The sequence below is a fragment of the Streptomyces sp. NPDC093109 genome (assembly GCF_040701725.1).
GTDB lineage: Bacteria > Actinomycetota > Actinomycetes > Streptomycetales > Streptomycetaceae > Streptomyces.
Map to the genome: position 1 here is coordinate 1 of NZ_JBFBEZ010000082.1, position 14,512 is coordinate 14,512.

Here is a 14,512-nt window from a genome sequence, read left to right on the forward strand (position 1 = left end):
CCTCGTAGCGGAGCTACTAGGGCATTTCGGCAACGCCGCGAGCGTGCGTGCCACGCCCCGCGAGCCCAGATCACAACCCCACACAGGCCCTAACGCTCGCTCACGACAACGGGCCCGGCGCACGGTGTCGTACCGTGCTGCGCCGGGCCCGTCCGCTTCTCGGTCCAGGGCTACTTGGTCCACTCCGACCAGGACATGTTCCAGCCGTTCAGGCCGTTGTCCGGGGCGATCTGCTTGTCGTCCGAGTTCTTCACGACGACCACGTCACCGATGATCGACGCGTTGTAGAACCACGCCGACGGCGTGCCGTTGTCCCCGCCGCCGCGGATGTCCCGCAGGCCCACGCAGCCGTGGCTGACGTTCGCCGAGCCGAAGGTGCCCGACGACGCCCAGTAGTTGCCGTGGACGAAGGTGCCCGACGTGGACAGGCGCATGGCGTGCGGGACGTCCTTGATGTCGTACTCGCCGCCGAAGCCGACCGTCGCGCCGTTCATCCGGGTCACCGCGTACTTCTCGCTGATCACCATCTGGCCGTTGTACGTGGTGGTCGACGGGGCGCCCGCGGTGATCGGGATGTTCTTGATCTGCTTGCCGTCGCGGACGACCTTCATGGTCTTGGCGCTCGCGTCCACGGTCGAGACCTGGCTGCGGCCGATCGTGAAGGAGAACGACTTGGCCTGCTCGCCGTAGACGCCGGGGCGGCCCTCGACGCCGTCCAGGTTGAGCTTGACCGTCACCTTCGTACCCGCCGCCCAGTACTTCTCGGGGCGGAAGTCCAGCCGGTCGTTGCCGAACCAGTGGCCCTCGATCGGTACGGACGGCTTCGCCGTCACCGTGATGGCCTTCTTGACGGCGTCCGGCTCGGTGATGCCGCGGGTGAAGTTGATCGAGACCGGCATGCCGACGCCGACCGTGGAGCCGTCCTCCGGGGTGAAGTGGCCGATGAAGGTGTTCTTCGGTACGAGGGTGGTGAAGGTGGTGTCCCTGGCGGACTCGCGGCCGTCGGCGTCCTCGGCGACCGCGTGCACCAGGTACTTGGTGGCGCCGGCCAGATGCTGGAGCGGCTCCCAGGCGGCGCCGTCGGCGGAGATCTCGCCCTCGACGGCCGTGCCCTTGTCGTCCTTGACGGTGACGGAGGTCAGCTTGCCCTTGCCGGCGGTCACCTTGAGGGTGCCGGTGGTGGCGACCCCGTCGGCCTTGTCCTTCGGAGCGATCGTCACCACCGCGACGGACGCGGCGTTCTTGACCTTCGCGGAGCCCTTGGCGTCGTCCTTGCCGCCGTCCTTGCCGGTCCCGCCCCCGCCCCCGCCGCCGCCGCACGCGGTGACCAGCAGGAGCAGGACGCCGAGCAGGACGGCCAGCGGGCCGGTGCCCCGGCCCGCCCGGCCTGCCCGGCCCCGGCCCCGTGCCCGCCCCCGCGCGTCCGATGTCGCCGATGTCGCCGATTTCGCCGCTGTCGCCGATATCGGCAGCCCGTTCACCATGGTCGTCTCCCCTCGCACGGCCTGGCCCCGCCACGGCCCGCACTCCGGCGCGCCGAAAGCGCGCACATACCGCTAGATAATCACATGGTGAGTGCGGTGGTGATCACTGGATTGTGACCGTTCTGTCCCAACACGAGCAGCGGGTGAGGGAGGCCGTGGCGGGGGCGAGGCAGGGGCGGAGCGCGGGCGTTGGCTCAGTGGAGCGCCGAACCGGCCTTCCACCGGTTCCAGTCGAGGTTCCAGCCGCCGAGCCCGTTGTCGGGAGCGACCGTACGGTCACGGGAGTTGACCACCTCCACCACATCGCCGATCAGCGTCCGGTCGAAGAACCAGCCCGCCGGGGTCTCGGCCCCGCCGCCCTTGACGTCGCGCAGTCCGACGCAGCCGTGGCTGACGTTCTCGGAGCCGAACGTGTCCGAGTCCGCCCAGTAGTTGCCGTGCAGGAAGGTGCCCGAGGTGGTGAGCCGGATGGCGTGCGGGACGTCCTTGATGTCGTACTCGCCGCCGAACCCGACCGTTCTGCCGTCCATGCGCGTGACGTCGTACAACTCGGTGACCACCATCTTCCCGTTGTACGTGGTGCTCTTCGGGGCGCCCGCGGTGATCGGCAGGGTCGAGACCAGGTCGCCGTCCCGCCGTACCTCCATGGTGTGTTTCTCGGCGTCGACCAGGGACACCTGGGAGCGGCCGACCGTGAAGCCGATGGTCTTGTCCTGGATGCCGAAGACGCCCGGCGCGGCCTGTACGTCCCGCAGCGCGAGCGCGATGGTGACCGCGGTGCCCGGCTCCCAGTACTCCCGGGGCCGGAAGTCGAGCCGCTGGTCGCCGAACCAGTGGCCCGCGATCTCCACCGGCGGGTCCGCGCTCACGCTGATGGCGCGCTGGACGGCGGCGCGGTCGCGGATCTTCCGGTTGAAGTCGAAGGAGATGATCATGCCGGTGCCGACGGTGGAGCGGTTCTCCGGCGAGAAGTAGCCGATGAACCGGTCGGTGGGGACCGCCGTCGTGAAGGTGGTGTGGCGCGCGGAGCGGCGTCCGGCGCCGTCCACGGCGACCGCGTCCACGCTGTATTTGGCGGCGAGCGCGACCCGCGCGCCGCTCTTCGGGGTCCAGGTGCGGCCGTCGTCGGAGAGCTCTCCCGGCAGCTCCGCCGGCTGGGCGTCCTCGATCCGGGTCACCGTGACCCGTTCCAGCCGGCCGTCCGGCACGCTCACCTCGACCGGGTCCGTACGGCCGATGCCCTTGGCCCCGTCCTCCGGGGTGACGCTGATGGTGTCCCCGGGGGCGCGCGGCGACTTGCCCTCGGTGAACGTTGCCGCGCCGGTGCATCCCGACAGTAGGGCCAGTACGGCCACCAGTCCTGCGCATGTCAGGGCGGCGGCTCTGCCGCTCCCCGCCCGCTTCGTTAGGTGTCTCACGCCCCGCCCAACGACCACCCCCCTCCGGGGGAAACGTGAGGGCGGGCCTTTCAGCGGGCAGAACAGGGAGGAGGACCCCGCGAGGAGAGCCACGGCCGGGACGCCGTGCGCTCCGCGCCGCGGGGCCGTTGAGCCGCGGGAGGCCGGTCAGTGGCGAGCGCAGCCGAACAGAAGGCAGTGCCGAAAATCCCCCAGGGGCTCCGTGTCGTACGCGCCGAGGCGCCGCCCGAGGTGTGGCCGGGGGCTCCGACGCCGCTCGGCGCGCGCTACCGGGTGGGGCCCGACGGGGTCGCGGGGACCAATTTCGCGCTCTGGGCGGGGGGCGCGGAGGCGGTGGAGGTGTGCCTCTTTACAGAGGCCGACGATTTCGGGGAGGGCCGCCCGGCGGAAGTCGAGACCCGGCTGCCGCTGACCGAGCTGACGCATGAGATCTGGCACGGCTTCGTGCCCGGCGTCCGGCCCGGCACGCGCTACGGCTTCCGGGTCCACGGCCGCTGGGACCCGTGGACGGGCGCCCGCTGGAATCCGGCGAAGCTGCTGCTCGATCCGTACGCGCGCGCGGTCGACGGCGACTTCGCGCTGCCGCCCGAGGTGTACGGCCATGTCCGCGACTGGCCGCAGCAGCACATCGCGGACACCGTGCGCGACGACCGCGACTCGGCGCCGTACGTCCCGAAGGGGGTCGTCGTCCACGACGACGCGCCCGGCGACGAGTGGGCCGACGACCGGCGGCCCAAGACGCCCTGGGCCGACTCGGTCATCTACGAGCTGCATGTGAAGGGGTTCACCCAGCGCCACCCGGACATCCCCGAGGAGCTGCGCGGTACGTACGCGGGGCTCGCGCACCCGGCGGCCGTCGGCCATCTGCGGCGGCTCGGGGTGACGGCGGTCGAGCTGCTGCCCGTACACCAGTTCGCCCACGAGGACCATCTGCTCCGGCGCGGGCTGCGCAACTACTGGGGCTACAACTCCATCGGCTACTTCGCCCCGCACGCCGGTTACGCGGCGACCGGCACCCGCGGCCAGCAGGTCGCGGAGTTCAAGGCGATGGTGCGGGCGCTGCACGACGCCGGGATCGAGGTCATCCTCGACGTCGTCTACAACCACACGGCCGAGGCCGGCGAGCGGGGCCCGACGCTCTCGCTGCGCGGCATCGACAACCGCGGCTACTACCGGCTGCCGTCCGACGCCCGCCGCTACACGGACTACACCGGCTGCGGCAACACCCTCCACGTGGTCCAGCCGAACGTGCTGCGGCTGATCACCGACTCGCTGCGCTACTGGGTCACGGAGATGGGCGTCGACGGCTTCCGCTTCGATCTGGCGGCGGCCCTCGCCCGCTCCATGCACGACGTGGACATGCTCTCGCCGTTCCTCGCGGTGATCGCCCAGGACCCCGTCCTGCGCCGGGTGAAGCTGATCGCCGAGCCGTGGGACGTGGGCAACGGCGGCTACCAGGTGGGGGCGTTCCCTCCCCTCTGGACGGAGTGGAACGACCGCTACCGGGACGCCGTACGGGACTTCTGGCGCGGCGCCCTGCCCGATGTGCGCGACCTCGGCTACCGGCTGTCGGGGTCGAGCGACCTCTACGCGTGGGGCGGCCGGCGCCCGTACGCCTCCGTCAACTTCATCACCGCGCACGACGGGTTCACGCTGCGCGACCTCGTCTCGTACGAGCACAAGCACAACGAGGCCAACGGCGAGGGCAACCGGGACGGCACGAACGACAACCGCTCCTGGAACTGCGGCGCCGAGGGCGAGACGGACGACGCCCGCGTCAACGCGCTGCGCCGCCGTCAGCTGCGCAATCTGCTGACCACACTGCTGGTGTCGACGGGCGTCCCGATGCTGGTCGCGGGCGACGAGATGGGCCGTACGCAGGGCGGCAACAACAACGCGTACTGCCAGGACAGCGAGGTGAGCTGGCTCGACTGGTCGCTGCTGGACGACCCGGCGGGCGCGGCGGCCGGACTGCACCGCCTGACCACCCGGCTGCTCGCCCTCCGGGCCGCCCACCCGGTCCTGCGCCGCCGCGCCTTCTTCTCCGGCCTCCCGCGCGACCCTGACGGCCTGCGGGATCTGGCCTGGTTCACGCCGCTGGGCGCGGAGATGACGGAGGAGGACTGGTACGCGCCGGCCTCGACGCTGGGACTCTTCCTGTCGGGCCGGGACATCCCCGGCCGCGACGAGCGCGGCGAGCGCATCACGGACGCCAGCTTCCTGACGGTGCTCCACGCGGGCCACGAGGAACGGGAGTTCCTCCTGCCGGGCCCGCCCTGGGCACGACGGTACGAGCTGGTGGTCGACACGGCACGCGAGGAACAGGACAAGGCGCCGGGCACGGTCCACGAGGCGGGAACGGCGGTGCGGCTGCCGGGACGGTCGGTGCTGCTGTTCCGGGTGGGTACGGAGGTGTAGCGGCCGGGGAGGCACGTCGGCGGGAAAACCACGTGAGCGCTGTCAGTGGTGAACCGTAGGCTCGACCCTGATGACCCATACGCCCGCAGCCGACGACGCTGCCTCCCGGAATCCGTCCGCCGTGCGCACGCTGCTGCGGCTCTGGCCGTACGTACGGCCGGTGCGGGCGCGGCTGTTCAGTGCGGCGTTCGTCGCGGTCGTCGCGTCGTGTCTGGGGCTGGTGATTCCGCTCGTCCTGAAGTGGATGGTGGACGGTCCAGTCACCGACCGGGATCCCGGGGGTGTCTGGCTCGGCGCGCTGGCGCTGCTGGTGCTCGGGATCGTCGAGGCCGTGCTGTTCGGGTTCCGGCGCTGGCTGGTGGCGCGTCCGCTGGCGGGGGTGGAGGCGGCGATGCGGGCCGCGCTCTACCGTCATCTGCAACGGCTGCCGATCGCCTTCCACGACCGCTGGGCCTCGGGGCAGTTGCTGTCGCGGGGGACGACGGATCTGATGCTGCTGCGGATGTTCCTGGCGTTCCCGCTGACGTTCCTGCTGGTCAACGCCACGACGATTCTGGCGGGTTTTGTCATCCTGCTGGTGCAGGAGTGGACGCTCGGGCTGGTGCTGCTGATTCCCGTGGTGCCGCTGATGATTCTCTGCTCGCTCTTCGAGTCGCGGTACTCGCTGGCCGCGCGGCGGGCGCAGGACCAGGTCGGTGATCTGACGACGGTGGTCGAGGAGGGTGTCCTCGGGATCCGGATCATCAAGGGTTTCGGCCGCCACCACAGCCAGTCGCTCGCCTTCCGCGCGCTGACACGGCGGCTGCGGACGACGGAGCTGGGGAAGGCGCGGCTGCTGGCGGGCATCTGGGGCGTGATCATGACGATCCCGGAGCTGGCCATCGGCGCGGCGCTGGTGCTCGGCACGATCCAGGTCGCGGACGGCGGTCTGTCGGCGGGCACGCTGGTCGCGTTCCTGTCGACGGCGCTGGCGCTGCGCTGGCCGGTGGAGTCGATCGGGTTCATTCTGGCGCTCTGCCAGGAGGCGGCGACGGCGACCGAGCGGTACTTCGAGGTGATGGACGTACCGGAGGAGAAGGAGACGGCCGGTTCCGGGACCACGGCTTCCGGTCCGGTGGCCGTCCAGGAGGACGGGCTGCGCTTCGAGGCGGTCGGGTTCCACTACCCGGAGGCGCCCGGTGCCGTGCTGGACGGCATCGATCTGCACATCAGGCCGGGCGAGACGCTGGCGCTGGTCGGCGCGACCGGTTCCGGCAAGACGACGCTCACCGCGCTCGTACCGCGTCTGCACGAGGTGACCGCCGGGCGGATCACGCTGGACGGCGAGGACATCGCCCTGATGGAGCGCCGGCGGCTGCGCGAGCTGGTGTCGGTGGCGTTCGAGGAGCCGACGCTGTTCTCCGCGAGCGTCGGTGAGAACGTCCTGATGGGCGCGGCCGACGCCGACGAGGCGGCGCTGTCGCGCGCGCTGGACGTGGCGCAGGCCGGCTTCGTCACCGATCTGCCCGACGGCATCCGTACCGAGGTCGGCGAGCAGGGCCACAGCCTCTCCGGCGGCCAGCGCCAACGCCTCGCGCTGGCCCGCGCGGTGGTGGGCCGCCCCCGCTTCCTGGTGCTCGACGACCCGCTGTCCGCGCTGGACGTCCATACCGAGGCCCTCGTGGAGGCGGCGCTGCGCCGCGTCCTGCGCGAGACCACCGCCCTGATCGTCGCCCACCGCCCCTCGACCGTCCTGCTCGCCGACCGGGTGGCCCTGCTCTCGGACGGCCGGATCGCCGCGGTCGGCACCCACCAGGAGCTGCTGCGCACCAGCGCGGAGTACGCGTGGCTGATGGCGGGGACAGAGCCGCACACGGGCGCCAAGGCCCTTGAGGGGAGCGACAGGTGACGACATCGACCAGCACGGACCAGGGTCCGGGTACGGAGCCGGTCGCGGCGCCGGGCATGCCTGCCCCGGCGCCCGTTACCGCCTCCGGACCCGGCTCCGCCCCCGGACCCGCGTCCCTCGCCGACTCCTTCGAGCGGGACGCGCTGCCCGCGCCCGCCGGGGCGACCGGGGCGCTGCTGCGGTCCCTGCTGGACAGCGCGCGGGCGCGGCTCGCGGTGGCCGCGCTGCTCCTGCTGCTCCAGCAGGCCGCCGCGCAGGCGGGGCCGCTGCTCGTCGCGTACGCCATCGACCGCGGTGTGCCCGCCTTCAGGACCGGTGACCACGGGCCGCTGTACGCGGTCGGCGCGGGGTATCTGGTCTGCGCGCTGGGGTCGGGGGCGTTCCAGTACGCGTTCGTGCGCGCCGCCGCCCGGATCAACCAGGACGTGCTGCTCGATCTGCGCGGCCGGATCTTCCGGCACGCGCAGGCCCTCAGCGTGGACTTCCACGAGCGGTACACCTCGGGCCGGCTGATCTCCCGGTCGACCACCGATGTGGAGTCCCTGCGGGAGCTGTTGAACGAGGGGCTCCAGGAGCTCATCGGGGTGGTGCTGGCGTTCGCGTACATCGGGGCGATGCTGCTCTATCTGGATCTGGGCATCGGCGCGATGGCCGTGGGCTCGTTCGTCCCGCTCTATCTGCTCGTACGGCTCTACCGACGCAGGTCCGCGCTGGTCTTCGGGCGGCGGTCCACCGCGATCGCCGCCGTCATCGTGAAGTTCGCCGAGACGATGAACGGCATCCGGCCCGTACGGGCGTTCCGCCGCGAGCACGCCAACGACACGGCGTTCCACGCGCTCAACCGGACCCACGAGCGGAGCAACGGCGACGCGCTGCTGGAGATGGCCCGCTATGTGGTCGGCTCGCGGCTCGTCGCCAATGTCGCCATCGCCGGGATGGTGCTCTGGGGCGCGTACCGGGTCGCGGGCGGCACCCTGGCGCTCGGGGTGCTGGCGGCGGCCGTGCTGTATCTGCGCCGGCTGTACGAGCCGATCGACCGGATGGCGATGTTCCTCAACTCGTACCAGTCGGCGGCGGCCTCGCTGGAGAAGATCGCCGGGCTGCTGGCCCAGACGCCCTCGGTGCCCGAGCCCGCGCGCCCCCGGCCGCTGCCGCCGCTCGCGGGGGAACACCCGGGCCGCGAGGCCGTCTTCGACGGGGTGGCGTTCTCGTACCGTACGGGCGGGGAGGTGCTGCCGCGCTTCGATCTGACGGTGCCGGCCGGGCAGACGGTCGCGGTCGTCGGCTCGACGGGCGCGGGAAAGTCCACGCTGGCCAAGCTGCTGGCCCGGTTCTACGACCCGACGTCGGGCCGGGTGCTGCTCGACGGGGTCGATCTGCGCGACCTGGAGACGCCCGAACTGCGGCGCGGGGTGGTGATGGTGACGCAGGAGGCGTTCCTGTTCTCCGGCACGGTCGCCGAGAACATCGCCATCGGCCGCCCCGACGCCTCCCGCGCGGACATCGAGCGGGCCGCGAAGGCCATCGGCGCCCACGATTTCATCAGCGGCCTCCCGGAGGGGTACGACACGGACGTGCGCAAGCGCGGCGGCCGGATCTCCGCCGGCCAGCGCCAGCTCGTCGCCTTCGCCCGCGCGCTCCTCGCCGACCCGGCCGTCCTCATCCTCGACGAGGCGACCAGCTCGCTCGACGTGCCGGGCGAGCGCGCGGTGCAGCGGGCGATGGACACCGTCCTGCACGGCCGTACGGCGATGGTGATCGCCCACCGGCTCTCCACGGTCGAGATCGCGGACCGGGTCCTGGTGATGGAGCACGGCCGGATCGTGGAGGACGGCGCCCCCGCCGAACTCATCGCCGGCACCGGGCGCTTCGCGGGGCTGCACCGCGCGTGGCGGGACAGCCTGGCGTGATCCGTCCCCCGTCCCCGTCCCCTGCTCTGGCGAGGCCTCGGGCGAGGTCTCGGGCGAGGTCTCGGGCGAGCTGCTCAGTCGTGCGGTGAAAGGGCGCCCCTTCCAAGCTGCCACATCTCGTAGTTCCCGCACTCCGCCGTGACCTCGGCCGCCGCCCGAGCCGCGGTGAAGAAGTCGTCGACCACCGGCGAGGTGTGCGATTCCGCCACCGCGAGGCACACCTGATCGGACGCCAGATCCAGGACGGGCACGTAACTGATGTTCGGATGTGAGTAGAACACGGTCGCCGAACGGGCCAGGAACGAGATGCCCCGGCCGGCCGCGACATGTTCGAGCGTCTCGTCCACCCCGCGCACCAGATACCCGGAGTTGGGGTGCGGCCGTCTGGTGGGCTGTGTGCTCGTGTCCATGTGCCAGACCAGCGGCTCACCGGCCAGGTCGGCCTCGGTGATCTGCTCCCGGCCCGCCAATCGGTGGCCGGTGGGCAGCACCGCCACCCGCGGCTCGGTGTACAGCGGGGTGACGCGCAGGCCGGTCTCGTCCATGGGCAGCCGTACGTAGCCGATGTCGATGCGGCCGTCGAGCAGCATCGGGGCCTGGTCGTCCCATTCGATCCGCTGTACGTCCACCAGAACGTCCGGGTGGCGGGCGGCGAACAGCTGCACCGCCGGGGCAACCGCGATGCCCGCCCGGAAGCCGACCGTGATCCGCCGGCTGCCCCGCGCGGCCACGGTCACCCGGTGGCGGACCGCGTGCGCGGAGGCGAGCAGCGGGCCGGCGTCGGTCAGCAACTGCCTGCCTGCGTCGGTCAGCACCACGCCGTGGCTGTCCCGTGTCAGCAGCGGGGTGCCGAGATCCTGTTCCAGCGCGCGGATCTGCCGGCTGAGCACCGGCTGCGCGATGTGCAGCTCATCGGCGGCGCGGCCGAAGTGCAACGCGTCGGCGACGGCGACGAAGTAGCGCACCTTGCGCAGGTCCAGATCCATGAAAATCTCCCCGTCCGGCGATGCCTTCAGGGTATCACCACGGCTGAAATAGGTCTTGGACACCGCACTCGGGCCAATGGCATTCTAAATAGGCGCCCAAGGGGGCCGGACCGAATTCCGAAATCAAGAATTCGGGAATAAAGAAAGCCCCAAAGCTTCAGAAAGCAGGCTCACCCATGAGCAGCATCAGCATTATCGGCCTGGGGAACATGGCCGCCGCCCTGGCCGGCCGGGCACTCGCCGGCGGCAACGCCGTCGAGCTCATCGGCCGCGACGGGGCCAAGGCCGAGGAATTGGCCGCCACGCTCGGCGGCGGCGCCACGGTCGGGACGGCCGGCACCGCCCCGACCGGGGACATCGTCATCATCGCTGTGCCGTACGCCGGCGCGGCGGCGGTGGTCAGCGCGTACGGGGACGCACTGCACGGCAAGGTCATCATCGATATCACCAACCCGGTCACCCCCGATTTCAAGAGCTTTGTCACTCCCGAGGGCAGTTCCGGCGCTCAGGAGATCGCCAAGGCCGCCCCCGCCGGCGCGCATGTCGTCAAGGCGTTCAATACCCTGTTCTCCCATATTCTGGCGGCCGGTCCGGCCGAGGGCCGCTCATTGGACGTTTTCATCGCCGGTGACGACGCGCAGGCAAAGGCGCGCGTTTCGGAATTCATCGAGAGCCTGGGACTGCGCCCCATGGACACCGGAGAGCTGCCCATGGCGCGGGTACTGGAGAACGTCACTCTGCTGTCGTTGGGCCTCGTCGCCCACTCCGTCAAGCACACCAATTTCTCCATCGACGTCAGCGTTCTCGCCTGAGCGCACCCGTGCCGCTCCCTCACTCCTTTCCACCTCCTCACTCCCCCCTCCACCTCATCGATCAAGGACAGTCATGCGTGTTTTCGTCACAGGCGGGACCGGCCATTCCGGTTCGTACATCGTTCCCGAGCTCATCGCCGCAGGGCACGAGGTCACCGGCCTGGCCCGGTCGGACACAGCCGCGGCGGCACTGTCCGCGCTCGGCGCGAAGGTGCGCCGCGGTGGCCTGGAGGATCTCGACGGGCTCAAGGAGGCGGCGGCGGACTCCGACGGCGTCATCCACGTCGCGCACCGGCAGGACCTGCTGCCCTCCGGCGGGCTCGACGCGGTGGCCGCCGCGGAGCTCCCGATCATGCTCGCGTACGGCGAGGCACTGGCGGGAACGGGAAAGCCGCTGGTCGCGGCGGGGAGCATAGGCTCGCCGGGGAACCTGGGCCGGCCGGTCACCGAGGAGGACCCGGCCCTTCCCGGCGGCGATGAGTACAAGGGCACCCTGCGGGTCCGCAACGTCGTGGAGCGCGCCGTGATCGACCTCGCCGAGCAGGGAGTGCGGTCGTCGGTCGTGCGCATCGCCAACATCGCGCACAGCACGACCGATCGGGCCGGCTTCCTCATGCAGCTGATCGCGCTCGCGAAGGAGAAGGGGGTCGTCGGCTACCCCGGAGACGGCGAGAACCTGTGGAACGCCGTGCACATCCGCGATGTCGCCTCCCTGTTCCGCCTGGCGCTGGAGAAGGGCCCGGCCGGCTCCTACTGGCACGCGGTGGGGGACGGGGGCATCCCGCTCCGGCAGATCGCCGAGGCCATCGGCAGCCGTCTGGGCCTGCCCGCCGTGAGCATTCCCTCGGACGTACTGATGCTGCCGGGATACTTCGGGTTCCTCACGAACATCGTCACGCAGAGCTACCCGGCGTCCAGCCTCGTCACCCGCCGGACCCTCGGCTGGGAACCCGCTCAGCCCGGCCTGCTCGCCGATCTGGACAACGGCCACTACTTCTGATGTTCCCGCGGCGGTAGCCGCGTTCGCCGGGGCCCGGGGCGGACCTGGCGTCGCGCCGCCACGGCCGGTCCGTAGGATCGAGCCGTGACAACGGGGACCGGGACGGGGACAGGCAGGACGGCAGGTACGGCAGGTACAGAGGCCGGTACAGGGGCGGGCCCAGCGGCCGGTACGGCATCGACGGCCGCCGGGAACGCCCCGCCCACGGAGGCCGAACGGCTGCTCGCCGAGGCGGTGGCACGCGGCGACGACCGGAGCGTCCTCGACGCCCTCTCGCGCGGACGTCTCTACCTCCTCGTCGCCCGGCTGCACGCCGACACCCCCGGTTACGTCCCGCCCCTTCCCACCGCGCGTGATCCTCTGACGGGCCGTACGTGCGTGTCCGTGCTGACCACCGGAATGCTGCCGCCCTGGCACCCGGAGTGGGTGTTCCGGGAGACCACCCTCGCCGAACTCGCCCGGATCTGGCCGTACGACCAGCGCAGGCTCGGCGTCAACCTGGGCTCGCCGTACGCCGTCACGGTCGATGCCCGGCCTTCGCGGCGCAAGGCGTGGCCCGCGGCCGAGGAGCGGTCGGGGGGCGTGCGGCGCGGGCAGTTGCTCACGGACGGCGGCGGTCCGCTGCACGGACCGCTCGCCCACGGGCTGGCCCTCGGCGCGCATCTCGCCGTGCACAACAGCCTGGTCTGGAACCGGCTCGGCGCGGCCTACATCGGCTACGCGACGGACATCTCGTGGCTGCGCGCCCCGTGGCGCGTCACCCGCCGCGCCGAGTACCGGCAGACACTCGACTCACTCCTGGCCGCCCAACTCGTGGGCCGCGCCACCGAGTCCGTCCTGGGCACCCGGCGCACCCTCGCGCGGCGGCTGGGACGCCCGCCCTCCCTTCGGGAGTGGTACGACGGCGCGACCGGAGCGGCGGCCCAACGCGGCGCTTCCCACGCCGACATGGCGGAGGTGGACGCGCTGCTGTGGCGCGTCGTCAGGTACGAGGACCGGTTCCGCGCCGACGGCGTTCTCGCCCCCGACGCGCGGATCGACACGCTGGCCGCGTTCGACCTCGGGCGCGCGGTCAACGTCGTACGGATGGCGCTGGGCGCCCGGTACTGCGATCCGGCGGAGGCCGAGCGGGCCGTCCTGCGGATCGGGGAGGCGGCACGGAAGGCGTACGGCTCCTGGCCGGAGTTCTCCCTCGGGTACGGGCTGGCCCGGCTGATCGGCTACCACGAGGACGACGCGGAGGACGAGAACAGGGTCACGTACGAGGAGACCCTCGCCCAGCACCGCGTCCTCACCCGGGATCCCGCGAGCCCCTACCGGAACATCCCATGGTGATGACCCCCTGGGTGCCGCCCTCCGAGACCGAGCAGCTGCTGTACGAGGCGGGCGCGCGCGGTGATGTCGAGGCGCAACTGCGGGTGCTGGCGGGCACGGAGCTGTACATCGGCGCGCCGCGCGCGGAGGTCGAGGGGGACCCCGGCATGGTGACCTGGCGCCCGTACCGGGACCCGTCGGGCCTCAGCATGCTGCCCGTCCTCACCCGGGGAATGCTGCCGCCGTGGCATCCCGAGTGGGTGTTCCACGGGGTCACCCTCAAGTGGATCGCCAACTTCGCGTGGCGGGACCTGGGGCAGCCGCTGGCGGTCAATCCCGGCACCCCCGCCCAGCTCCTGCTGCCCGCCACCCCGCACCACCGCGCGCTGTGGCTGCGCCACTACGCGGAGCACGACCGTCCGAGCGGGGACCGGCTGCTCGCGCTGCGGCACGGCGCGCTGCACGGGCCGCTCGCGTACGGGCTGGCCTGCGGGGTACATCTGGCGTTCGGCAACGGCGTGCCGTGGAACGAGGTGGGCACGGTCTGCCGGGAGTACTCGGAGGAGCGCGAGAGCCTCCGCGACTCCTGGGGGATCACCGGACGCGCCGACTGGCAGGAGCAGTTGAACGCGCTCCTCGACGCGCGCAACAGCCCGCCGGAGCCCGACTTCGTGCTGCGCGTACGGGAGGAGCTGCGCGCCGGCCTCGGCGAGGTGCCGCCGGCCGAGCTGTGGCGCGAGACGGCCGCGGGACACGCCCAGGACGTGGGGGCGGGCCAGGGCGCGGTCAAGGACATCGAGGAGCTGGTGCGGCGGGTCGTACGGTACGAGGCGAGGTTCCGTGCCGACGGGCTGTTGCCGCCGGACGGCCGGGTCACCACGACGGTCGCGTACGACTACGGGCGCGCGGTGAACCTGGCCCGCTGGGGGCTGTCGGCCCGGTTCTGCGACCCGCACGAGGCGGAGCAGGCCATCGTGTACGCGGGGGCGCTGAGCAAGTCGGCCTACGGCTCGTGGGAGGAGTTCTCCGCGGGGTACGCGCTGGGCCGGGTGCTGCGCTTCGACGACGAGGAGTACGGCAGGTTCTACACCCAGAACGTCGACGCGCACCGGGTGCTGACGGAGCACGGGGGCAGCCCGTGGCGGAACATTCCCTGGCGCTGAGAACGTTCCGCCCCGGGCCGGCCCTTAGGGCCTGTGTGGGGTTGTGATCTGGGCTCGCGGGGCGTGGCACGCACGCTCGCGGCGTTGCCGAAATGCCCTAGTAGCTCCGCTACGAGGGC

Annotated in this window: 10 protein-coding genes; 7 read left to right on the forward strand and 3 right to left on the reverse strand. The window is 71.7% G+C overall.

The genetic code is table 11. From position 1 onward, the window contains the following. Positions 1-170: 170 nt before the first annotated feature. Together AB0389_RS37225 and AB0389_RS37230 are read right to left on the reverse strand one after the other, a co-directional pair. Complete coding sequence (locus tag AB0389_RS37225; protein WP_366400019.1) at positions 171-1,484, reverse strand: Ig-like domain-containing protein; 1,314 nt, start codon at positions 1,482-1,484, stop codon at positions 171-173. 194 nt (positions 1,485-1,678) lie between these two features. Continuing rightward, the gene (locus AB0389_RS37230) at positions 1,679-2,902 is read right to left on the reverse strand and encodes an Ig-like domain-containing protein (RefSeq protein ID WP_366400020.1); all 1,224 of its coding nucleotides are present in this window, start codon (positions 2,900-2,902) and stop codon (positions 1,679-1,681) included. A gap of 177 nt (positions 2,903-3,079) precedes the next feature. On the opposite strand from AB0389_RS37230, the gene glgX reads away from it, so the two are divergent. The 3 genes from glgX (at position 3,080) to AB0389_RS37245 (ending at position 9,118) form a co-directional block, all read left to right on the forward strand. Next, complete coding sequence (gene glgX / locus AB0389_RS37235) at positions 3,080-5,320, forward strand: glycogen debranching protein GlgX (protein ID WP_366400026.1); 2,241 nt, start codon at positions 3,080-3,082, stop codon at positions 5,318-5,320. A gap of 70 nt (positions 5,321-5,390) precedes the next feature. Continuing rightward, on the forward strand, positions 5,391-7,208 hold the full coding sequence (locus tag AB0389_RS37240) for an ABC transporter ATP-binding protein (RefSeq protein WP_366400021.1): 1,818 nt from the start codon (positions 5,391-5,393) through the stop codon (positions 7,206-7,208). Positions 7,209-7,264: 56 nt separating this feature from the next. Continuing rightward, entirely contained in the window at positions 7,265-9,118 is a 1,854-nt protein-coding gene (locus AB0389_RS37245; protein WP_366400027.1) for an ABC transporter ATP-binding protein, read from the forward strand. A gap of 74 nt (positions 9,119-9,192) precedes the next feature. Here the strand turns inward: AB0389_RS37245 and AB0389_RS37250 are convergent, their stop codons facing one another. Then, positions 9,193-10,104 (reverse strand): LysR substrate-binding domain-containing protein, encoded by a 912-nt coding sequence (locus AB0389_RS37250; protein ID WP_366400022.1) that lies wholly within the window; start codon positions 10,102-10,104, stop codon positions 9,193-9,195. Positions 10,105-10,280: 176 nt separating this feature from the next. Here AB0389_RS37250 and AB0389_RS37255 point away from each other — a divergent pair, with 176 nt between their 5' ends. From AB0389_RS37255 to AB0389_RS37270, 4 genes are all read left to right on the forward strand, one after another. Next, the gene (locus tag AB0389_RS37255; protein WP_366400023.1) at positions 10,281-10,916 is read left to right on the forward strand and encodes an NAD(P)-binding domain-containing protein; all 636 of its coding nucleotides are present in this window, start codon (positions 10,281-10,283) and stop codon (positions 10,914-10,916) included. Between the two features lie 73 nt (positions 10,917-10,989). Next, on the forward strand, positions 10,990-11,916 hold the full coding sequence (locus AB0389_RS37260) for an SDR family oxidoreductase (protein ID WP_366400024.1): 927 nt from the start codon (positions 10,990-10,992) through the stop codon (positions 11,914-11,916). 219 nt (positions 11,917-12,135) lie between these two features. Beyond that, positions 12,136-13,251: a DUF1266 domain-containing protein gene (locus AB0389_RS37265; protein ID WP_366400028.1), complete on the forward strand. Its 1,116-nt coding sequence runs from the start codon at positions 12,136-12,138 to the stop codon at positions 13,249-13,251. Then, positions 13,245-14,393: a DUF1266 domain-containing protein gene (locus AB0389_RS37270; RefSeq protein ID WP_366400025.1), complete on the forward strand. Its 1,149-nt coding sequence runs from the start codon at positions 13,245-13,247 to the stop codon at positions 14,391-14,393. The genes AB0389_RS37265 and AB0389_RS37270 overlap by 7 nt, the downstream gene beginning before the upstream one ends. Positions 14,394-14,512 lie beyond the last annotated feature (119 nt).